This window comes from Dietzia sp. CH92 (genome assembly GCF_032248695.1).
Lineage (GTDB): Bacteria > Actinomycetota > Actinomycetes > Mycobacteriales > Mycobacteriaceae > Dietzia.
This window is the reverse complement of the sequence record NZ_JAVHXC010000006.1, coordinates 1-20,611: the sequence shown is the minus strand read 5'-3', so window position 1 is coordinate 20,611 and position 20,611 is coordinate 1. Positions and strand designations below refer to the sequence as shown.

Here is a 20,611-nt window from a genome sequence, read left to right as displayed (position 1 = left end):
GCCGCGAGGTCAGCCCGCGACGCGGCGCAGACGCGCCGACATGTGCGGGACGAGTCCCTTCTCCGGGTGCACCCGCTCCTCGACCCAGCCGAGGTCGCCGCCCTCGACGATCCCGTAGATCCGCTTGGCGCCGCCCCGCTTGGGGCCGGTGGGGGAGGCGAGGACCACGTCGGTGGCCATCTCCCAGGCGGACTGCGTGATGGGGGCGCCGTAGTACATCTCGATGATCCCCGAGGCGTGGGCGACGAGGAACTCGAGCTGGTCGTCGGCCGAGATCCGCCAGAACCCGGTCTCACGGTAGGCCGCGTTGTCGACCGCGCCGCCGGAGTCGTAGGTCCACGACCGGGAGGTCCAGCTCAGGTAGTTCTCGCCGTCGTGCGAGACCACGACCTGCTGCCCGAACCGGTGTTGGCCACGATCCTCGGTGTCCGCCTCACCCTCGCCCTCCCACACGCCCACGAGGGGCAGCAGGGCGAGCAGGCCGGGGTGGAGGTCCGGACCGAAGCGCAGGTTGGCGGTGTCCTCCGGGACGGGGAGTTCCGAGAACGCGGTGATATTGCGGCGGGCGGTCTGCTCCGAGCGCTGCGCGGCGGCGTCGACGGCAGCGTTCCCGGACCCGGGCACGACCGACTGGTCGCCCTCCCCCGCGGGGGTGGGCGGCGTGGGGTCGCCGGCGTTCGGCTGGCCGCTTTCCGTCACGACTCGTCGGTGACCGTGCGGTAGACGATGTAGCAGGTGGCCCACAGGATGGCCAGCGTGCAGAGGACGAGGAGGATCTCGAAGAAGAGCACCATGGCCCAATCCTAACCCCGAGCCCTCTGACCCACTGCGATGCGGGCGTCGATCGCGTGGATGAGGCAGTCCTCGCGCGGCACCACGAAGTCCTCCGAGACCCTCGCCTTCAGGCCCGCGACGGTGACGATGGTGAAGTCGGCGTGGACGACGTCCTCCCGCCCCGGGGGGTCGACGGTGATGACGATGTCCCGCAGTTCACGGATGACCGAGTACTGCAGGTGCAGGTGGAGGTCCCACCGGAGATGGTCCGCACCGAAGCCGGTCCTGAGCCCGTTCTCACGACGGACGCAGTGGGGGGCGAACGGGACGCGGAACGCGGCCGCCGGGAGCGTCAGGGCGGTGAGGTAGGTCCGCACGGCGGCCTCCCGCTCCTCGGGGGAGTAGGGGCCGGGGTGATCGGGGACGGCGGGGGTCGCCCCCCGACGCTGGTCGATTCCGACGAGGACTGCGGAGGCGATGGAGGCGCCGACGGCGACGACGGACGCCCGCCCGGCCATGCCGAGCGCACGGGACAGCAGAGTCATGGGGTCGAGATTAGTCAGCGACGCGCCCTCACGGGGCGTGCGCTCATCGCTCGACGGGGACCCCGATGAGCGAGCCGTACTCGACCCAGCTGCCGTCGTAGTTGACCACGTTCGGTTGGTCGAGGAGCTCGTGGAGGACGAACCAGGTGTGGCTGGAGCGCTCGCCGATCCGGCAGTACGCCACGATGCGCCGATCGGGGTCGGTGAGCACGTCGGCGTAGATCCGGCGCAGTTCCGCGTCCGGTCGGAAGGTGCCGTCGCGGGTGACCGCGCGGTTCCACGGGATGTTGACCGCGCCGGGGATGTGGCCGCGTTGGCGCCCCCCTTCCTGGGGGAGGCCGGCGGGGGCGGCCAGGCGGCCGGTGTACTCGTCCACGGACCGCACGTCGACGAGTTCGTCACTGCCCAGCCCGGCGAGGACGTCGTCGCGGAACGCGCGGATGGTCAGGTCCTGCGGGTCGGCCTCGTACCCGGTGACCGGCCGCTGTGGCGTCTCGGTCTCCAGGGGCCGCCCCTCGCGTTCCCACAGCATGCGTCCGCCGTCGAGGAGCCGGACGTCGCGGTGCCCGTACAGGCGGAGGTACCAGTAGGCGTAGGCGGCGAACCAGTTGTGGTTGCCGCCGTAGACGACGACCGTGTGGTCGCGACTGATGCCCCGCTCGGACATGAGTTCGCCGAACCGTTCGCGGTCGACCAGGTCGCGGGTGTACTGCTGCTGCAGTTCGGTCCGCCAGTTGAGGGAGACGGCCCCCGGGATGTGGCCGTCGGCGTGGTAGGCCGTCACGTCCTCGTCGACCTCGAGGAAGACCACCGAGTCGTCGGCCAGGCGCGAGGCGGCCCAGCGGGTGCTGACCAGTACGTCGTCGCGACTCATGTGGGCGAGTCTAGTGTCCGGGGCGCGCGAGGCCGTCGAGCGGCGCTCCGCCGGGCGCGACGGTGCCGGCGGCGGTGATGGTGCCGCCGGTCACCGTGAGGGTGTCGACCGTGGCGCCGAGTGGGAGGACGTCGGGTTCCAGGGTCAGTGCGGTCCGGCGCAGTGCGAGCTCGCCGTCGCCGTCCGGGAACCCCGCCGGTCCCGTGGCGGGCGCGACGGGGACGAGGTGCGCGCCCCGGGCGTCGACGACGAGGTCGACGAACGCGGAGACACGGGTGTCGGTCCCCTCGATGGTCCCGGTGACGCGGGCCCGGTGTTCGGTCCCGCCGGCCAGGCTCGGATCGTCGGCCGCGCCGACCAGCACGTCCCGCATCCCGAGGGCGGGCCCGAGTGAGTCTCCGGTGATCTGCACCGAGATCGTCGCCTCCGGGGCGGTGGGCGGGGCGTCCGGGTCGCCGGGGACGCGGACACCGGTGGCCGCGGCCTCGACCGCCACGGGGCCGAGGCCGGGCCGTTCGACGCCCTCGATCCGGATGGCGGCCGAGGCGAGGGTGTCGGGCGCGACCCACCGGGAGCCGGGCCTGCCCCCGATCTTCACCGACGGCACCCCGACCTGTCCGGGGGCGGCGATCCGGGTCGACAGGTCCGCCTCGATCGACGAGGCGTAGACGGCCTCGGCGGCGATCGCGCCACAGGCCACGACGGGCACCGCGGCGACCGCGACGAGAGCGGGTCGGGGGATCCTCATGGGATTCAGGTGTACTCGACTCCCTGTTCCGGGGGTGGGGGTCGCTAGTATTCCCCTCGGCCCCCCGGATGGAGAGGAAGCGACATGGACGTAGTGCTCCTCGCCGCTGAAGCAGACCCGGAGGCGGTCATCCCGGCCCTGCCTCTGCTCCCGCACTCGGTCCGGGTGCTCCCCCCTCTCGCCTCGTCGGTGGGCGAGCTGTCCGGGGCGGCACTGGCACTGGTCGACGCGCGGAGCGATCTGGCGGCGTCCCGGGCGTTGTGCAGGCTCCTGGCGGGCGGCGCGGACATCGCCGTCATCGCGGTGGTGTCGGAGGGCGGGTTGATCGCCGTCAGCGGTGACTGGGGGTTGGACGACATCCTCCTGCCCACGACGGGTCCGGCCGAGGTGGACGCCCGGTTCCGGCTGGCGGCCGCACGACGCTCCACCCAGGGTGAGGCGGACGGCGGCCTCCTCACGGTCGGCGATCTGGTGATCGACGAGGAGACCTACGTGGCCCGGGTCAAGGGACGTCCCCTGGATCTGACCTACAAGGAGTTCGAGCTCCTCAAGCACCTCTGCCAGCACCCCGGGCGCGTGTTCTCCCGCGCTCAGCTCCTGCAGGAGGTGTGGGGGTACGACTTCTTCGGCGGCACGCGCACGGTCGACGTGCACGTCCGGCGCCTGCGCGCCAAGCTGGGCCCGGATCACGAGTCCCTCATCGGCACGGTCCGTAACGTCGGGTACAAGGCGGTCAGACCGACGGACCGCCGCGAGGAGGGAGGGGACGCATGAGCGTCGTCGAGACGTCGATGGACCCCACCGCGGCCGACCGGGTGGAGCAGATGACCCGCGCGGCCGAGGAGGTCGACGGGGTCGCGCCGCTGGGTGAGCAGCCACTGCGGGCGCTGCGGGCGCCGTCCGCACAGGTGCGGCACTTCGTCGTGGCCGCCACCGGCGCGGGCACGCCGCCCGGCGCGGGCACGCCGCCCGGCGCGGGCACGCCGTCCGCGGCGGGAGCGGTGGACGAGGCGGCCGGGTACGCGCAGCTGACCGGCTCCGGGGCCGAGGCCACCGCCGAGCTGGTGGTCCACCCGGATCACCGCCGACGGGGTCTCGGGACCGCGCTGGTGCGGGCGGTGACGGACGCCGAGCCCGCTGTGGCGGTGTGGGCCCACGGGGACCTGCCGTCCGCGCGGGCGCTCGCCGACGAACTCGGCCTGGCCCGCACCCGCGAGCTCCTGAAAATGCGCAGGCGGGCGGTGAACGGTCCGGCCCTGCCGGAACCCCGCACGACCGAGGGCATCGAGACCGGGACTCTCGCGGACGCGGCGTCCGAGGGCGGGCGGCGCTGGCCGGGTCTCGACGCGCGCGACGAGTTCCTGCGCGTCAACAACGCCGCGTTCTCGTGGCACCCGGAGCAGGGCGGCTGGAGTCGTGATCAGCTCGACGAGCGGCTGGCCGTGGACTGGGTCGATCCCGCCGGCGTGTTCCTGGCCGTCGACGTCACAGGGTCGCGGCCGCGCCTGGCCGGGTTCCACTGGACCAAGACGGTCGCGGAGCCGGGCCGGCCGGTCGAGGGCGAGGTCTACGTGGTGGGCGTCGACCCGGCGGACCAGGGGCGCGGTCTCGGCGGGCTCCTCACCGCGCTCGGCGTCGGGCACCTGGAGGGCTCCGTCGGAGCGGACTCGGTGGTGCTCTACGTCGAAGGTGACAACACCCCGGCCATCCGCACCTACGAGCGCCTCGGTTTCGCGGTCGAGCACCGCGATGTGACGTACGCCTCCCGGTGATTCCCGGGATGGCGAGGGGGCCCGTTCTCAGGGTCACCCCAGGTGGGGGCCCCACCGCGCGGGCGGCGAGGTGAAGATGAACCGCCCGCGAGCAGGGAGTTCATCTCGGGTTCACCTGGCTTCGCGGGGCTGTTCACGTGAGCGCTTTAGGTTCTGTCCACGCCGGGCCGGTGTGTGAGGTCCGGCCCCGCGACCAGATCGCCAAGAACGTGACCCGGTGGGGAGTCCCGCCGGACGAACCAAGGAGATTTTGTGGACCTCAAGCGCACCGGTGCCCTGCTCGGGCTCGCGGCCCTGACCACCGTCGGCCTGGCCGCGTGTTCGGACGACAACTCGGGCGGGGACGCCACGTCCGCGCAGGCGGTCTCCGACGCGGAGTGTGGGGGCAAGCCCAACCTCAACGCCTCGGGTGCGTCGTCGCAGAACAACGCCATGACGATCTTCGCCAACTCGTTCTCGATGAGCTGCGAGGGGCAGACCCTGGACTACAACTCCAACGGCTCCGGCTCCGGCGTCAAGGAGTTCATCGGCGGCCAGACCGACTTCGGTGGCTCCGACTCCCCGCTGAAGGACGACGAGTACACCCAGGCCGAGGAGCGGTGCGAGGGTCCGGCGTGGAACCTGCCGGCCGTCTTCGGGCCGATCGCGATCGCCTACAACCTCGACGGCGTCGAGGTCGCACTGTCGGCGGACACGCTCGCCGCGATCTTCAAGGGCGAGATCACCAACTGGAACGACCCGGCCATCGCCGAGGAGAACCAGGGCGTCGAGCTGCCCGACCAGGACATCACGGTGATCTTCCGGTCCGACGAGTCGGGCACCACCGACAACTTCCAGAAGTACCTCGAGGCCGCGGCCCCCGAGGTGTGGACCGAGGGCGCCGGTAAGACCTTCAACGGGGGCACCGGCGAGGGCTCCCGCGGCAACGAGGGCGTGTCCGCGGCCGTCGCGCAGACCCCCGGCACGATCACCTACACCGAGTGGTCCTACGCCAAGAGCCAGGACCTCGGCATGGTCAAGGTCATCACCCCGGCCGACTCGGAGGGCGTGGAGCTCAACGCCGAGACCGCCGGCACCACGATCGACTCGGCGACCCTGAAGAACGAGGGCTCGAACGACCTGGTGATCGACACCTCGTCGTTCTACGTCCCCGAGACCGCGGGCGCCTACCCGATCATCATGCCGACCTACGAGATCGTCTGCTCGACCTACGGTGACCCCGAGGTCGCCCAGGCCGTGAAGGCGTTCCTCAACGTCGCGGTGTCCGAGGACGTGCAGGGCCAGCTCGAGCCCGAGGGCTACATCCCCGTGCCCGACGAGTTCCGTGAGAAGCTGCTGACCGCCATCTCCGAGATCTCCTGATATTTCCGGTCACCGCGTCCCTCCCTGTACGGTCGGGCGCGGTGACCGACCCCTTTCCCACCTGAGCGACTGAAGGTCTCATGACAGTTCACGAATCCGTCGACCGTGACGCCGGTAAGAACTCCTCCCCCGGCGAACCCGCCGACGGCACCGGGCTGGTGTCGGACGCGGACAAGGGTGGCGGGAGCGGTCTGCGCGACGCCGGGTCCTCCCAGCGGATCGATGCGATCTTCCGCGGTCTGACCGTCTCCGCGGGCGCCGTCATCGTCGCCCTCATCGCCCTCATCGGGATCGTTCTGGTCATGCAGGCGACGCCGTCGCTCATGCAGAACAACGCCAACTTCTTCACGTCGTCCGAGTGGAACACCACCGATCCGACCGACATGACGTTCGGGATCCTCGACCTGCTCAAGGTCACGGTGCTGAGCTCCCTGTTCGCGCTCCTGCTCGCGGTGCCCGTCTCGATCGGGATCGCCACGTTCCTCGTGCAGTACGCGCCCCCGCGGCTCTCGCGCACGTTGTCGGCGCTCATCGACCTGCTGGCTGCGGTCCCGTCGATCATCTACGGCATGTGGGGCCTGCTCGTGCTGGGGCCCTGGATGGTCCCGTTCGCCACCTGGCTCAACGAGAACCTCAACTGGTTCTTCCTGTTCGGGGACGGCAACGTGACGATCGCCGGCGGCGGGACGATCTTCACGGCCGGCGTGGTCCTGGCCATCATGATCCTGCCCATCATCACCTCGATGTCGCGCGAGACGATCCGGCAGACGCCCGCCCTGCACCAGGAGGCGGCGCTCGCCCTGGGCGCCACCAAGTGGGAGAAGATCCGGATGACCTGCTTCCCCTACGCCAAGTCGGGGATGATCGCGGGTTCCATGCTCGCGCTCGGTCGCGCACTCGGCGAGACGGTGGCGGTCCTGATCATCCTCCGCGCGGCCAGTTCGCCCAGCACGCTGTCGCTGTTCGACGGCGGCTTCACCTTCGCCTCCAAGATCGCGTCCGGTAGCGCCGAGTTCAACCACCCGCTGCCGACCGGTGCGTACATCGCGGCCGGCCTCGTGCTCTTCATCCTCACCTTCATCGTCAACCTCATCGCGCGCTCGGTGTCCGGTGGAAAGGTCAACGGCTGATGTCCCAGGCAACCCCCGACCTCGCCAAACCGGCCAAGCCGGCCGACACCTTCCTGCCGATCTCCGGTGGCCGGAAGATCAAGGACAAGGCGGCGACCGTGGTGTTCACGGTCTGCTTCGTGCTGGCCGTCATCCCCCTGGTCGCCCTGCTGTTCAAGGTGATCGTCTCGGGCTTCCCCGCGATCATCAACGCCGACTGGTGGACCAACTCGTTCAACCTCGTCGCGCCGTCCTCGATGGCGGGCGGGGTCGGTCACGCGATCTACGGCAGCCTCGTGCAGGCGCTGATCGCGGCCGTCATCTCGATCCCGCTGGGCGTCGCCGCGGGCATCATGCTCGTCGAGTACCCCGACTCCAGGCTCGCCAGGCCCACGACGTTCATGGTGGACGTCCTCGCCGGCGTCCCGTCCGTGGTGGCGGCCATCTTCATCTTCGGCGTCTGGATCTCGGTGCTGAAGTTCAACCTCAGCGCCTTCGCCGTGGCTCTGGCGCTGGTGCTGCTCATGCTGCCGCTCATCGTGCGGTCGACCGAAGAGATGCTCAAGCTGGTCCCCGACGAACTCCGGGAGGCCTCCTACGCGCTGGGCGTGCCCAAGTGGAAGACGATCGTCAGCGTCGTGGTCCCGACCGCGCTGTCGGGCATGATCTCGGGCATCTTCCTCGCGCTGGCCCGCGTGATGGGCGAGACGGCGCCGGTGCTCATCCTCGTGGGCTACACGGCCCGCTACAACTACGACGTGTTCGAGGGCAACATGGCCTCGCTGCCGCTGCTGATCTACAACCAGCTGTCGAACCCCAACGACGCCGGCCAGTACCGCATCTGGGGTGCCGCCCTGACACTCATCATCATCATCGGGCTGGCGAACGTCCTCGCCACGTTCGCCGCCAAGGCCCTCGCGCCCAAGACCAAGTAAGGACCCGACATGGCCAAGCGACTCGACCTCGAGAGCGTCGACATCTTCTACGGCGACTTCCACGCCGTGAAGGACGTCAACCTCCACGTGCCCCCGCGCTCCGTGACGGCGTTCATCGGGCCGTCGGGCTGTGGCAAGTCCACGGTGCTGCGGTCACTCAACCGCATGCACGAGGAGATCCCGGGCGCCTCGGTGAAGGGGTCGATCAAGCTCGACGGCGTGGACATCTACGACCGGAAGATCGACCCGGTCGCCGTCCGCCGGACCATCGGGATGGTGTTCCAGCGTCCCAACCCGTTCCCCACCATGTCCATCAAGGAGAACGTGGTCGCGGGCCTGCGCCTGCAGGGCGTGAAGAACAAGAAGACCCTCGACGAGGTCGCGGAGAAGTCCCTCCGGGGCGCCAACCTGTGGAACGAGGTCAAGGACCGCCTCGACAAGCCGGGTGGCGGGCTCTCGGGCGGTCAGCAGCAGCGGCTGTGCATCGCCCGGGCGATCGCGATCGAGCCGCAGGTCCTGCTGATGGACGAGCCGTGCTCGGCGCTCGACCCGATCTCGACCCTGGCGGTGGAGGATCTCATCGCCGAGCTCAAGAACGACTTCACGATCGTGATCGTCACGCACAACATGCAGCAGGCCGCGCGCGTGTCCGACCAGACGGCGTTCTTCTCCCTCGAGGCGACCGGGATGCCGGGCCAGCTCGTGGAGGTCAACTCCACCGAACGCATCTTCTCCAACCCGGAGAACAAGCAGACCGAGGACTACGTCTCCGGCCGCTTCGGCTGAGTCCCGCCCCCGGTCACAGACGACTGCCCCGACCCCGGCTCCGCGGCCGGGACCGGGGCAGTCGCTCGTCGCTCACGACCCCGCCGGTCAGGCGTCGCCGGGCCGGTCCGTGTCCTCGTCGGACCCGTGCCGCGCCATCCGCTCCTTGAAGTTCCGGTCCGTCTCGTTGAACCGCCGCACCAGTTCCTCGCTGGAGGGCGACGGCTCCTCCGGGTCGCTCTCCGGAGCGGTCGCGTACTCGCCGGTGGCCAGGAAGATCACCCGCTGTGCGACCTCCACCGCGTGGTCGGCGAACCGCTCGTAGTAGCGGCCCAGCAGGGTGACGTCGACGGCGCACGCCACACCCCACTTCCACTCGCGGACGGTGAGCAGGGTGAACAGGTGCCGACGCAGATCGTCGACGGCGTCATCCTGCTGTGCGAGGGTGGCGGCCTGCTCGGGGTCGCGGTTCAGGAGCACCTCGGTGGCCGACCGCCCCAGTGAGACGGCGACCCGGCCCATCTCCGCGAGGTAGCCGTTGACCGGCTCGGGCAGGACCGGCTCCGGGTGACGACGGCGCACGATCTTGGCGACGTGCCCGGCCAGGGTGCCCATCCGGACGAGATCCTGGACCAGCTGGATCGAGGTGACCACCTGGCGCAGATCCCGGGCGACCGGGGCCTGGAGGGCGAGGAGGGCGAAACCCCGCTCCTCGTTCTCGGTCGCCAGGCGGGACATCTCCGAACTGGACTGCAGGACCTTCTCCGCGGCGACGAGGTCGACCTGGAGGAGCGCGTGGGTGGCCAACTCCATGTCATCGGTCGCGAGGGAGCACATCCGGGCCATCGAGGTGGCCAGATCCGCGAGTTCTTCGGAGTAGACGAGACGCATGGGTCCAGCATACGCGCATGTCAACGCCATGTTCGGCGCGCGCGATGAACGCCCGGTGAACTTCGGTCGGCGCCGTCGGTACCGGCCGGGCGCCGGTGGGATCAGCCGCCGGAGTTCTGCGCGTCGGCGCCCTCCAGCGCCACCGCGTCGTCCTCGGGGTCGTCCAGCCACCCCTCGGGTAGCAGGACCTTCGAGGGCGACCCCTGCCGCCCCCGCGGCCCGTCCCCGTCGGCGGGAAAGGGCGCGTCGGCCGGCAGTTCCGCGAGCATGGCGGCGAGATCGTCGAGCGTGCGCACGGCGGACAGCGCCACCCGCCGCCCGGACCCGGCGGGGAACCCGCGGAGATACCAGGCGACGTGCTTGCGGATGTCGCGCATGCCCTTGTCCTCGCCGTGGTGCTCGGCGAGCAGCTCGCCGTGTCGGTACATGATCCGGGCGACCTCGCCGAGGGTCGGCGGGGTCGGTGCCTCACGGCCCGCCAGCCGCGCGGCGAGCTCGGAGAAGAGCCACGGTCGGCCGAGGCAGCCCCGACCGATCACCACGCCGGCACATCCGGTCTGCTCGCGCATACGGACCGCGTCCTCGGCGGAGAAGATGTCCCCGTTGCCCAGCACCGGGACGTCGGAGACCGCACCGACGTGCTCGACGAGCCGCGTGATCTGTGACCAGTCCGCCTCGCCCGAGTACCGCTGGGCCGCCGTCCGCGCATGGAGTGCCACGGCCTTCGCGCCCTCCTCCACGGCGATCCTGCCGGCGTCGAGATGGGTGTGGTGCTCGTCGTCGATCCCCACGCGCATCTTGACGGTCACCGGGATGTCGGTGCCCTCGGTGGCCCGCACCGCTGCCGCCACGATCGACCGGAACAGTCGACGCTTGTACGGGATCGCGGATCCGCCGCCGCGCCGCGTCACTTTGGGCACCGGGCACCCGAAGTTGATGTCGATGTGGTCCGCCAGATCCTCGTCGACGATCATCTTAGCCGCGGCGTACGTGTATTCGGCGTCGACGGTGTACAGCTGCAGGCTGCGGGGCGACTCGTCCGGCGCGAACGTCGCCATGTGCAGCGTCGCGGGCTGGCGCTCGACCAGCGCGCGCGCCGTGACCATCTCGCACACGTAGAGCCCCGAGACGGATCCCTGCTGCTCCCGCTCGATCTCACGGCACAGGGTGCGGAACGCGACGTTGGTGACTCCTGCCATCGGGGCCAGGACGACCGGCGAGGCGAGCTCGAGCGGGCCGATGCGCAGCGCGGGGGAGGCGGTGGCGGTGGGGACGGACATGGTTGAAGTGTCCCAGCGCCGGGCGCGCGCGTCCAAAATCGCGGGGCGGGAACGGGGCGGGCGCACGGCCGTGTGCACGGCCGGGCCGCTCGGGAGCGGTGGGCGTCCGCGGTGGTGCCCCCAGTCGGGCTCGAACCGACGACCTGCGGATTAAAAGTCCGTAGCTCTACCAACTGAGCTATAGGGGCGACGGTTACGATACCGTCCCGCCTCCCGGGTGGTTTATCCGCCCGGCGGACGGTGCCCTACACTGGAGCGCGCTGCGGACCGGCGATCCCGGACGTGGCGCAGGCCCCCTTCGTTTAGCGGCCTAGGACACCGGCCTTTCACGCCGGCAGCGCGGGTTCGAATCCCGTAGGGGGTACACACGGGCGAGGCCCCGGTCACCGAGGAGGTGGCCGGGGCCTCGCCGCTTTCGTCGGCGGGCGTCGCGCGCGACCCTGTAACGCCGTGCTGACCTGCGACGGAGGGTGTCCGAGGTGCCCGATTTGCGCATTCGCCGCGGCGTCCACTAATGTTCTTTCTCGTGCGAAGAGCACGGCCCTGTGGCGCAGTTGGTTAGCGCGCCGCCCTGTCACGGCGGAGGTCGCGGGTTCGAGTCCCGTCAGGGTCGCCAAAGGCAACCGGCGCATTCGGTTTCTCACCGGGTGCGCCGGTGGTCTTATGGCCAGGTAGCTCAGTTGGTACGAGCGTCCGCCTGAAAAGCGGAAGGTCGCCGGTTCGATCCCGGCCCTGGCCACCACGGACGAACGCGCCGGAGGGATCCCCTCCGGCGCGTTCGTCGTTTCGGGGATCGTCGGACCCTCGTTATAGCGTGGACGCCATGCCATCGACTGCCAGCGGGGGACCTGCCGCGCCCGAGAGAACCCAGACCGGGCCCAGGTGGGGGATCATCGCCGCCGTCAGCGGGCTGATCGGCGTCCTCCTCGCGATCGTCGTGCCGCTGCTCCCGGTCACGCAGACCACCTCGAGCGTCAGCTGGCCCGAGGGCGGCACCCTCGACCCGGTCACCGCACCCCTGGTGGCGTACTACCCGCTCGACATCGAGGTGGAGATCCCGTGCGCCGCCGTGAACGGGCTGCGCGAGCAGGGCCGAGAGGACGGTGTCCTCGTCTCGACCGCGCCTCGTGAGGCGGGGGAGAACGCCGGCGCCCGCGGACTCATGGTGTCCGTGGCGGGGCCGAACGTCGAGGTGCGCAGCCGCAACGTCCTCGTGGCGTCCGCGCCCACAGAGGCGGTCGCCGCGCCCGGTGGCTGCTCGACGATCCGCGTGACGGCGGACTCCGGGTCGATCGGGGCCGAGTTCACGGGCCTGGCGATCGACGGGCAGGGCGTCGGCGGGCGCATCGACGCCGATCTCCGGCCCCAGGTGGTGGGCGTCTTCACTGACCTCGAGGGCGCGGCCCCCGAGGGCATGTCGGTCGACATCACGGTCGACTCGCGGTACACCACGCAGGCGACCGCCCTCAAGCAGGTCGCGATCGCCCTCGGCGTGCTCGCCATCATCGTCGCGCTCGTCGCCCTGCACCGGCTCGACCTCCGGGACGGACGACGGGCACGCCGGATCCTCCCGCGGGGGTGGTGGAGGCCCCGGCCGCTGGACCTGCTCGTCGTGGGCACCCTGCTGGTGTGGCACGTCATCGGTGCCAACACCGCCGACGACGGCTACATCCTCACCGAGGCGCGCGCCGCGGTCTCCAGCGGCTACATGCCCGAGGTGTTCCGCTACTACGGCGCCCCGTACGCGCCGTTCGGGATGCCGTACTACCTCTACACCGCGATGAGCGCGGCGTACCTGGGCAGCGTCTGGCTCCGGCTCCCCGCGCTGCTGCTGGGCATCGGCTCGTGGATCCTGCTCTCGCGGGAGGTCATCCCGCGGCTGGGCATCGCCGCCCGCCGCGCGGCGGCCGTCCGCTGGAGCACGGCCGCCGTCTTCCTCGCCTTCTGGCTGACCTACAACAACGGCCTGCGTCCCGAGCCGATCATCGCCTTCGGCGTCCTCGCCACGTGGGTCTCACTCGAACGCGCCGTCGCCACCGGCCGGCTGCTGCCCGCCGCGACCGGTTTCATCATCGGCGGCCTCACCCTCTCCGCGGCGCCGACGGGCACCTTCTGTATCGCGGTGATCATCGCCGCGTCGCGGCCGCTGCTCCTGCTGGTCATCCGCCGGGCCCGGCGCGACGGGTGGATCGCGACCGTCGCGCCGCTGCTGGCGGCGGGCCTGGGCGTGCTCCACCTCATCTTCCTGGACCAGCCCCTGGTCACGACCCTGCAGTCCTCGGCCCTGCTCGGCGACGTGGGGCCGACCGGCCGCTGGTTCGAGGAGGTGTGGCGCTACGAGTGGCTCATGAACCCGACGCCGGACGGGTCCCTCGCCCGACGGTTCGGGGTCCTGGCCATGTTCCTGTCGCTCATCACCTGCGCCGCGATCCTCTTCCGCAAGGGCCGGATCCCCGGGGTGTCCGTGGGACCCGCCCGCCGGATCGTGGGACTGGCGGCCATCTCGATCGCGTTCATGGCCCTCAACCCCACCAAGTGGACCCACCACTTCGGGGCGTTCGCCACCATCGGGGCGGCGCTCGCCGCCCTCGTGACCATGGCGGTGCTGCCCACCGCGACCCGATCGCTGCGCAACCGCATGCTCTTCCTGGCCGCCGTGTTCTTCGTCCTTGCGCTGAGCTTCACCTCCACCAACGGGTGGTGGTACATCTCCATCTACGGCATCCCGTGGGGAGGTGCGCAGCCGTCCGTCGCCGGGATCACCCTGTCCTCGGTGTTCGTCGGTCTCATGCTGCTGGCGCTGCTCGCGGCACTGTTCCTGCACTACCGCGAGCCGTTCGTCACCCCCACCGGGCCGGAGCGGCCGGGCCGGGTCCAGGGGTCCGTGCGTCGGCTCGCGAGTGAGGCCACGCAGGCGCCCCTGGGGCTCGCGGCGGCCCTCGTCGTCGTCGTCATCGTCGCCTCCATGGCCGCGGCCGTGCGCAACCAGTACCCCGCCTACTCGGTTGGCCTGCAGAACCTGCGCGCCCTGTCCGGCGAGCCGTGCGGCATCGCCGACGCCGTCCTGGCCGAGCCCGACGCCAACGCCGGGCTGCTCGCTCCCCTCGGCGAGCCCCGCGACCAACTCGAGGCCGGCGGCGAGCCGGTCCGGTTCGACCCCGACGGCATCCCCGCCGACCTCACGGCCACCCAGGACGTCGACACCGACACCCCGGGCACCGGCGAGGGCTCCGACACCACGTCGACCACCGCCGGCACCGAGGGCGGCGTCCGCATCGGGGCGGGCATCAACGGCAGCCACGCCGTCCTGCCGTTCGGCCTCGACCCCGCCCGCGTGCCCGTCCTCGGCAGCCACCAGAGCGGCGCGCAGTTCAACGCCGAGACCACCACCGACTGGTACCCGCTGCCCGCCAGGTCGGCGGAGAACCCGCTCATCACCATCGCCGTGGCCGGGTCCTTCGCCCCCGACGCCCTGCGGGTCGAGTACGCGACGGGCGGCGGCACCGACGCCGTGGGTTCCGTCCTGCCCCTCGACATCGGGCCGGCGCCCGCGTGGCGCAACCTGCGCGTGCCCATGGACACGCTGCCCGAGGACGCCACCGCCGTCCGGCTGGTCGTGCGCGACCTCGATCCGGACCCGTCGCGGTGGATCGCGTTCACCCCGCCGCGCATGCCGGAGCTCGTGACGATGCAGGAGCTGGTCGGCGACTCCCGGCCCGTGCTCCCCGACTGGGCCGTGGCCTTCCACGTGCCGTGCATGCGGCCGTTCGACGAGTACGCCGGCATCCACGAGCTGCCCGAATACCGCGTCCTTCCCGACCGCGGCCTCGCCGTGAGCTCCACCAACACCTGGCAGTCGTGGGACGGCGGCGGGCCGCTCGGCTTCATCGAGCTGCTGCTCGAGGGCGAGACCGTGCCCACCTACCTCGAGCACGACTGGGACCGGGACTGGGGATCGCTCGTGCGGTACACCCCGCTCGTGCCCGGGGCGCGGGCGGCGACCGTCGACCACGGGGAGGCCGTACGGTCGGGGCTGTGGAACGGCGGGCCGCTCGCGCGCTGACCGGCTAGCATCGGACCCGGAGTTTTTACAAGGACTTCCAACTATTCGTAGTCAGACACAGAGTGGAGACGCGCATGTCCGTGACGGAGAAGCAGTTCGAGAACATCCTGGTCGAGCAGACCGACCGGGTCGCCACCATCACGCTCAACCGACCCAAGGCGCTCAACGCCCTGTCCAGCGCCATGGAGAAGGAGGTCGTCGAGGCCGTCGAGGGCCTGGACTCTGACCCCGGCGTCGGCTGCATCATCATCACGGGCTCGGAGAAGGCCTTCGCCGCCGGTGCCGACATCAAGGAGATGAAGGACAAGAGCTACCCGGGCATCTACCTCGAGCGCTACTTCGGTGACTGGAAGCGCCTCACCGGCGCGCGCACCCCGATCATCGCCGCGGTGTCCGGCTTCGCGCTCGGCGGCGGCTGCGAACTGGCCATGATGTGCGACATGATCATCGCCGGTGACAACGCCAAGTTCGGCCAGCCGGAGATCACCCTCGGCGTGATCCCGGGCATGGGCGGCTCGCAGCGCCTCACCCGCGCCGTCGGCAAGTCCAAGGCCATGGACCTGTGCCTGACCGGCCGCCAGATGGACGCCGAGGAGGCCGAGCGCTCCGGCCTGGTCGCCCGCGTGGTCCCCGCCGCCGACCTGCTGGACGAGACGCGCAAGGTGGCGGAGAAGATCGCCTCCATGAGCAAGACCACCGCGATCGCCGCGAAGCAGGCCGTCAACCGCTCCTTCGAGACCACGCTCGAGGAGGGCCTGCTCGCCGAGCAGAACGCCTTCTACGCGCTGTTCGCCACCGAGGACCAGACCGAGGGCATGTCCGCGTTCGCGGAGAAGCGGAAGCCCGAGTGGAAGCGCTGAGCGACCGCCTCGCGCACGGACACCTCGCCGGGGGCGCGGACGCGGGTACGGACACCCGCCGCGCCCCCGGCGAGCCCCTGCCGGTGCTCGTGCTCACCGGCTATCTCGGCGCGGGCAAGACGACGCTGCTCAACCACCTGCTCTCGGGTGCGCCCGGCCTGCGGATCGCCGCCATCGTCAACGACTTCGGCGAGATCGACGTGGACGCGACCGCCGTGGCCGGACGCGTCGACTCGATGGTCTCCCTGGCCAACGGCTGCGTGTGCTGCGAGGTCGACGCCAGCGAACTCGCCGGGACACTGGGCCGGCTGGCCGACCCCGCCATGGGACTGGACCTGGCCGTGATCGAGGCCAGCGGACTCGCCGAGCCGTCGGTGCTGTCGCGGATGGTCCACGACGTGCCGCGTGACGTGGTGCGGCACGCCGGGATGGTCCAGGTCGTGGACGCCGAGGGCCTCGACGACGCCATGGCGCGCCACCCGCGACTGGCGGCGCACCTGGCGGAGGCCGACCTCGTCGTCGTCAACAAATGCGACCTCGTCACCCGCGAGCGGTTCGGCGAGCTCCGCGCGACGATCCGCACCCACGCCCCCCGCGTGGCGGTGATGCCCGCCGTCCGCGCCGCCGTCCCCGCCGGCCTGCTCCTCGGCATGGCGCCGGACGCGCCGGGTCCCGGGCACGCGCCCCACGGTGACCACGGCGACCACGGCGACGACCACGCCGCGCATCCCCACCTGCACGACGACCACGCCGCGCATCCCCACCTGCACGACGGCTACACGGCCGTGACCGTCGCGCCCGAGGGTCACCTCCACCCGCGGCGGTTCCTCGCCGCGGTCTCCGCGCCGCCCACCGGCGCCTACCGCGCCAAGGGCACGCTGACCCTGGCCACCGCCGACGGTCCGCGCCGGTACGAGGTGGCCCTGGTGGGCCGCAGGTTGGAACTGCGCGCCGGCGGATCCGGCCCCGACGGCCTGGTGGTGATCGGCGTGGGGATGGACGACGACGAGGTGACGCGCTTCCTCGACGAGGCCGTTCTGGCCCCCGGGGAACCCGTCGACGCGACCGCCGACCTCGGCCTGCACCCGTACCTGATCGGTGACCCGGACTCCAGCGACGTGGAGGAGTGGATCTACGACGAACAGCGCGCGGCACCCCTCACCGGGACCGCGGCGATGCTCGCCGATCCCGAGGATCCCGAGGCATTCGATCCAGCATTCACCCCCTGAGTGTCTTCCGGGTGGGAACGCCTGGCGCACTACCCCCGTCAACCTGACGGTCGTCTCATGTTGCTGTTCGGCATCACCCCGTCCACGTGCGTATAGTGGCGCTGACGACGGCGAAGTGTCGCACCGACAGGGGGCCCCACCGCCCGCGGTGGGGGTGCTGCACCGAACGAGGGAGGAGACCTCGTGGACGAGGAGAATACGGGCCGCGGCTCGAGCGCGGCGGGCGATGCCCAGCGGCGCAAGCGTGACCTCGCCTCGGTTCGCAGCGCCATCGCGGCCCTGCGCGAGGCGACGGGCATCCCCGTGACGATCGGGGGAGTGGTCGGCGAGGGACACACGCTCGTGCTGTCCGAATCGCTCGGGATGCGCACCTCGGCGATGAAGGACCTCAAGGTCCACTACGGCGCCGGCGTGGGCGGGAAGGTCATGGCCACCGGCAAGCCGGTCGGCGTGGCCGACTACCCGCGCGCGGGCGTCATCACCCACGAGTACGACCTGCCGGTGCTGTCCGAGGGGCTGCGGTCGATGGCCGCCATCCCGGTGGTGGTGGGCAAGGACGTCCGCGCCGTCATCTACGCCGGCGTGCACTCCTCGGTGCGGTTCGGCGAGAAGGTCCTCAACCAGATGGCCGCCACGGCGCGCGCCCTCGAGCAGGAGATCGCCGTCAACGACGCGCTGGCGGCACGGGGCGCGGCCCCGGTCGGCCCGGGTTCCGGTGAGGGCCGCTGGGACGACGTGCTGTCCAACGAGCGGATGCGTGAGACCCACGCCCGCCTGCGGATGCTCGCCTCCCGCACCGAGGACCCGGACGTGCGCGCCGAGCTCGAACGCATCTGTGCCGAGATGGTCTCGCCGCCGCCCGAGATGCCGACCGCGCGGCTGTCCCGCCGCGAGCTCGACGTGCTGGCGTGCGTCGCCCAGGGCAAGACGAACATCGAGACGGCCGCCGACATGGGCATCGGTGCCGAGACCGTCAAGAGCTACCTGCGTTCGGTGATGCGCAAGCTCGACGCGCACACCCGCTTCGAGGCGGTCAACGCCGCGCGGCGCATGGGCGCTCTGCCCTGAGCCGCGCGGCCTCCGTCAGCGCTCGCCGCCGGGAACCCACAGGACGTCGCCGTCCGGGTTGGCGACCCGCCCCAGCACGAACAGCAGGTCCGACAGTCGGTTGAGGTACTTCGCCGGCAGGACCGACGTCGTCTCGGGGTGGGCCTCGACCGCGGCCCACGCCGACCGCTCCGCCCGACGGGCGACGGTGCGTGCGACGTGGAGGTAGGCCCCACCCGGGGTGCCACCGGGGAGGATGAACGACGTGAGGTCCGCGAGCTCCTCGTTGAACTCGTCGATCCAGCCCTCGAGGCGGTCGATGTAGGACTGCTCGATCCGCAGCGGCGGGTACTTGGGGTTCTCCACCCGGGGGGTCGCCAGGTCCGCACCCGCGTCGAAGAGGTCGTTCTGCACGGTCCTCAACACGGTCGCGACGCGCTCGTCGAGGTCGCCGACCGTGAGCGCCACGCCAATCGCGGCGTTGGCCTCGTCGCAGTCCGCGTACGCCACGAGCCGCGGGTCGTTCTTGCTCACCCGGGAGAAGTCGGACAGGCCCGTCGAGCCGTCGTCGCCGGTGCGGGTATAGATCTTGGTCAGATGGACAGCCATGGCAGTCAACCTACGTGGCCGCACGGACCGGCGGTCGCCGGACCGTCCCGCGTTCTCGCCTAGGGTGGACCCGTGAGCGGTAATCCCACGTCCCGCGAGGAGAGTTTCCTCGTCAGAGGCGGCACCCGTCTGTCCGGAGAGATCTCGGTCGCGGGGGCCAAGAACAGCGTCCTCAAGTTGATGGCGGTCGCCCTGATGGCAGAGGGGCGGACGACCCTGACCAACTGCCCGACGATCTCCGATGTACCGGCGATGGCCGATGTGCTCCGGCACCTGGGGTGCGCGGTCGAGATCTCCGGCGACACGGTTGTGATCGACACACCCGCCGAGCTGGGCCACGTCGCCGACGACAAGGCGGCCCAGCGGCTCCGCGCGTCGGTCTGCATCCTGGGCCCCCTCGTCGGCCGGTACCACCGCGCGGTCATCGCGATGCCGGGTGGCGACGCGATCGGCAGTCGGCCCCTGAACTGGCACCAGAACGGGCTCAACCGCCTGGGCGCGCGTACCCGGATGGACCACGGACGTCTGGTCGCCGAGGCCACGGAGCTCCGGGGCGCCGACTACCAACTGAGCTTCCCGTCCGTCGGCGCCACCGAGACGTTCGTGACCGCGGCGGTACTGGCGAAGGGCACCTCGGTCCTGAAGAACGCCGCCCGCGAGCCGGAGATCGTCGACATCTGCGACCTGCTCAACGAGATGGGCGCCCGGATCAGCGGGGCGGGCACCAGCACCATCACCATCGAGGGCGTCGACGAACTGCACCCCGTCAGCCACCGGGTGATCGGCGACAGGATCGTCGCCGCCACGTGGGCGATGGGCGCCGTCATGACCCGGGGCGACGTCACCGTCACCGGAATCGATCCGATGTTCATCCACGTGGTGCTCGAGAACCTCCGCGCCGTCGGCGCCGACGTCGAGACCGGGCCTGACCACATCCGCGTGCGCCAGGAGGCCCGACCCCGGGCACGGGACATCCGGACCCTGCCGTTCCCCGGTTTCCCGACCGACCTCCAACCGATGGCGATCGCACTCGCCTCGGTCTCCGAGGGCGTCTCGGTGGTCACCGAGAACCTCTTCGAGGCCCGCTTCCGCTTCGTCGAGGAGATGGTGCGTATGGGGGTCGACGCGGAGACCGACGGTCACCACGCGAAGATCGTCGGCAGGGAGCGCCTGGACTCGGCGACCGTATGGGCCAGCGACATCCGCGCCGGCGCGGGACTCGTCCTCGCGGGGATGTGCGCCGACGACGTGACCGAGGTCTGCGAGATCTTCCACATCGACCGCGGTTACTCGGACTTCGTGGGCAACGTCCGATCCCTGGGCGGGGAGATCGAGCGGGTCCCGACCCACCGCTGAGCCGCGACTCCCCGCCGGCCGCGCGGGGCACGCGCAGAGTTCGGCGCCCGTGCCGGCTCGGATTCGCCAAAAGGCCCGTGACCAGGCGATTAGGGGTTTCCCCGCGGTCCGTGTAGCTTTATCGGAGCCGCCAGGGAGCGGGCCCCAGCCGAGAGGCCGGGGCCCGGGAACAGGCGGTGGCTCCGGAAAGTCGGAGCGCCGAGCCGGTTTGACACGGCGAGGCGGACCGACTAACTTGGAGAAGTTGCCTTCGAGAGAGGGGCGGCGCTGCCGCGAGGCGGTGCGGGAGACCGGTTTTGGATCGGGACCCCGGGCCTGCTACGCTGGCGGAGTTGCCTTCCTGATCTGGAGGGTGGCGGTTCACCCCGGTAGTCATCAGGTGGTTTGTCCTC

Annotated in this window: 18 protein-coding genes and 4 tRNA genes; 14 read left to right on the top strand and 8 right to left on the bottom strand. The window is 71.0% G+C overall.

The genetic code is table 11. The features are described 5' to 3' along the window. Positions 1-9 precede the first annotated feature (9 nt). The 4 genes from RWK90_RS12865 to RWK90_RS12850 form a co-directional block, all read right to left on the bottom strand. Positions 10-699: an FABP family protein gene (locus tag RWK90_RS12865; protein WP_314038019.1), complete on the bottom strand. Its 690-nt coding sequence runs from the start codon at positions 697-699 to the stop codon at positions 10-12. Between the two features lie 104 nt (positions 700-803). Further along, positions 804-1,319 carry a hypothetical protein gene (locus tag RWK90_RS12860; RefSeq protein ID WP_314038018.1) on the bottom strand — a complete coding sequence of 172 codons (516 nt, stop codon included), beginning with the start codon at positions 1,317-1,319 and terminating at the stop codon, positions 804-806. Positions 1,320-1,362: 43 nt separating this feature from the next. Further along, positions 1,363-2,193, bottom strand: coding sequence for a sulfurtransferase (locus tag RWK90_RS12855; RefSeq protein ID WP_314038017.1), 831 nt, complete (start codon positions 2,191-2,193; stop codon positions 1,363-1,365). Positions 2,194-2,203: 10 nt separating this feature from the next. After that, complete coding sequence (locus RWK90_RS12850; protein ID WP_314038016.1) at positions 2,204-2,941, bottom strand: DUF2993 domain-containing protein; 738 nt, start codon at positions 2,939-2,941, stop codon at positions 2,204-2,206. Between the two features lie 84 nt (positions 2,942-3,025). On the opposite strand from RWK90_RS12850, the gene RWK90_RS12845 reads away from it, so the two are divergent. The 6 genes from RWK90_RS12845 (at position 3,026) to pstB (ending at position 8,905) form a co-directional block, all read left to right on the top strand. Further along, on the top strand, positions 3,026-3,715 hold the full coding sequence (locus RWK90_RS12845; protein ID WP_070722307.1) for a winged-helix domain-containing protein: 690 nt from the start codon (positions 3,026-3,028) through the stop codon (positions 3,713-3,715). Further along, positions 3,712-4,713 (top strand): mycothiol synthase, encoded by a 1,002-nt coding sequence (mshD, locus tag RWK90_RS12840; protein ID WP_314038015.1) that lies wholly within the window; start codon positions 3,712-3,714, stop codon positions 4,711-4,713. The genes RWK90_RS12845 and mshD overlap by 4 nt, the downstream gene beginning before the upstream one ends. A gap of 252 nt (positions 4,714-4,965) precedes the next feature. Beyond that, the gene (gene pstS, locus RWK90_RS12835) at positions 4,966-6,075 is read left to right on the top strand and encodes a phosphate ABC transporter substrate-binding protein PstS (protein ID WP_314038014.1); all 1,110 of its coding nucleotides are present in this window, start codon (positions 4,966-4,968) and stop codon (positions 6,073-6,075) included. Between the two features lie 80 nt (positions 6,076-6,155). Beyond that, the gene (gene pstC, locus RWK90_RS12830; protein WP_314038013.1) at positions 6,156-7,205 is read left to right on the top strand and encodes a phosphate ABC transporter permease subunit PstC; all 1,050 of its coding nucleotides are present in this window, start codon (positions 6,156-6,158) and stop codon (positions 7,203-7,205) included. Beyond that, positions 7,205-8,119 carry a phosphate ABC transporter permease PstA gene (gene pstA / locus RWK90_RS12825; protein WP_314038012.1) on the top strand — a complete coding sequence of 305 codons (915 nt, stop codon included), beginning with the start codon at positions 7,205-7,207 and terminating at the stop codon, positions 8,117-8,119. Before pstC ends, pstA begins: the two co-directional genes overlap by 1 nt. A 9-nt stretch (positions 8,120-8,128) precedes the next feature. Next, entirely contained in the window at positions 8,129-8,905 is a 777-nt protein-coding gene (gene pstB, locus RWK90_RS12820) for a phosphate ABC transporter ATP-binding protein PstB (RefSeq protein WP_314038011.1), read from the top strand. Between the two features lie 87 nt (positions 8,906-8,992). Here pstB and phoU read toward each other — a convergent pair whose 3' ends face one another. From phoU to RWK90_RS12805, 3 genes are all read right to left on the bottom strand, one after another. Next, positions 8,993-9,775 carry a phosphate signaling complex protein PhoU gene (gene phoU, locus RWK90_RS12815; RefSeq protein WP_314038010.1) on the bottom strand — a complete coding sequence of 261 codons (783 nt, stop codon included), beginning with the start codon at positions 9,773-9,775 and terminating at the stop codon, positions 8,993-8,995. Between the two features lie 101 nt (positions 9,776-9,876). Beyond that, complete coding sequence (gene dusB / locus RWK90_RS12810; RefSeq protein ID WP_314038009.1) at positions 9,877-11,055, bottom strand: tRNA dihydrouridine synthase DusB; 1,179 nt, start codon at positions 11,053-11,055, stop codon at positions 9,877-9,879. Between the two features lie 112 nt (positions 11,056-11,167). Continuing rightward, a tRNA-Lys gene (locus RWK90_RS12805) sits at positions 11,168-11,243 on the bottom strand. 103 nt (positions 11,244-11,346) lie between these two features. Between RWK90_RS12805 and RWK90_RS12800 the strand changes: the two genes are divergently transcribed. From RWK90_RS12800 to RWK90_RS12770, 7 genes are all read left to right on the top strand, one after another. Further along, positions 11,347-11,419, top strand: a tRNA-Glu gene (locus RWK90_RS12800). Between the two features lie 175 nt (positions 11,420-11,594). Continuing rightward, positions 11,595-11,671, top strand: a tRNA-Asp gene (locus tag RWK90_RS12795). A 49-nt stretch (positions 11,672-11,720) separates the two neighbouring features. Further along, a tRNA-Phe gene (locus tag RWK90_RS12790) sits at positions 11,721-11,797 on the top strand. Positions 11,798-11,878: 81 nt separating this feature from the next. Continuing rightward, a complete protein-coding gene (locus RWK90_RS12785; protein WP_314038008.1) occupies positions 11,879-15,118 on the top strand; it encodes an arabinosyltransferase domain-containing protein in 3,240 nt (1,079 codons plus the stop codon). A 74-nt stretch (positions 15,119-15,192) separates the two neighbouring features. Next, a complete protein-coding gene (locus RWK90_RS12780; protein ID WP_314038007.1) occupies positions 15,193-15,978 on the top strand; it encodes an enoyl-CoA hydratase in 786 nt (261 codons plus the stop codon). Beyond that, positions 15,966-17,207 carry a GTP-binding protein gene (locus RWK90_RS12775; protein ID WP_314038006.1) on the top strand — a complete coding sequence of 414 codons (1,242 nt, stop codon included), beginning with the start codon at positions 15,966-15,968 and terminating at the stop codon, positions 17,205-17,207. The genes RWK90_RS12780 and RWK90_RS12775 overlap by 13 nt, the downstream gene beginning before the upstream one ends. Before the next feature lie 183 nt (positions 17,208-17,390). After that, positions 17,391-18,275, top strand: coding sequence for a LuxR C-terminal-related transcriptional regulator (locus RWK90_RS12770; protein WP_063972926.1), 885 nt, complete (start codon positions 17,391-17,393; stop codon positions 18,273-18,275). 15 nt (positions 18,276-18,290) lie between these two features. Here the strand turns inward: RWK90_RS12770 and RWK90_RS12765 are convergent, their stop codons facing one another. Next, entirely contained in the window at positions 18,291-18,863 is a 573-nt protein-coding gene (locus RWK90_RS12765; protein WP_314038005.1) for a cob(I)yrinic acid a,c-diamide adenosyltransferase, read from the bottom strand. 72 nt (positions 18,864-18,935) lie between these two features. On the opposite strand from RWK90_RS12765, the gene murA reads away from it, so the two are divergent. Beyond that, positions 18,936-20,219, top strand: a complete 1,284-nt coding sequence (murA, locus tag RWK90_RS12760) for a UDP-N-acetylglucosamine 1-carboxyvinyltransferase (protein WP_314038004.1) — start codon at positions 18,936-18,938, stop codon at positions 20,217-20,219. Positions 20,220-20,611 lie beyond the last annotated feature (392 nt).

Excerpts from the sequence above, each read along its gene's own strand:
- RWK90_RS12860 (WP_314038018.1), bottom strand. The coding sequence starts at position 1,319 with ATGACTCTGCTGTCCCGTGCGCTCGGCATGGCCGGGCGGGCGTCCGTC.
- RWK90_RS12855 (WP_314038017.1), bottom strand. The coding sequence starts at position 2,193 with ATGAGTCGCGACGACGTACTGGTCAGCACCCGCTGGGCCGCCTCGCGC.
- RWK90_RS12850 (WP_314038016.1), bottom strand. The coding sequence starts at position 2,941 with ATGAGGATCCCCCGACCCGCTCTCGTCGCGGTCGCCGCGGTGCCCGTC.
- RWK90_RS12845 (WP_070722307.1), top strand. The coding sequence starts at position 3,026 with ATGGACGTAGTGCTCCTCGCCGCTGAAGCAGACCCGGAGGCGGTCATC.
- mshD (WP_314038015.1), top strand. The coding sequence starts at position 3,712 with ATGAGCGTCGTCGAGACGTCGATGGACCCCACCGCGGCCGACCGGGTG.
- pstC (WP_314038013.1), top strand. The coding sequence starts at position 6,156 with ATGACAGTTCACGAATCCGTCGACCGTGACGCCGGTAAGAACTCCTCC.
- pstA (WP_314038012.1), top strand. The coding sequence starts at position 7,205 with ATGTCCCAGGCAACCCCCGACCTCGCCAAACCGGCCAAGCCGGCCGAC.
- pstB (WP_314038011.1), top strand. The coding sequence starts at position 8,129 with ATGGCCAAGCGACTCGACCTCGAGAGCGTCGACATCTTCTACGGCGAC.
- phoU (WP_314038010.1), bottom strand. The coding sequence starts at position 9,775 with ATGCGTCTCGTCTACTCCGAAGAACTCGCGGATCTGGCCACCTCGATG.
- dusB (WP_314038009.1), bottom strand. The coding sequence starts at position 11,055 with ATGTCCGTCCCCACCGCCACCGCCTCCCCCGCGCTGCGCATCGGCCCG.
- RWK90_RS12785 (WP_314038008.1), top strand. The coding sequence starts at position 11,879 with ATGCCATCGACTGCCAGCGGGGGACCTGCCGCGCCCGAGAGAACCCAG.
- RWK90_RS12780 (WP_314038007.1), top strand. The coding sequence starts at position 15,193 with ATGTCCGTGACGGAGAAGCAGTTCGAGAACATCCTGGTCGAGCAGACC.
- RWK90_RS12765 (WP_314038005.1), bottom strand. The coding sequence starts at position 18,863 with ATGGCTGTCCATCTGACCAAGATCTATACCCGCACCGGCGACGACGGC.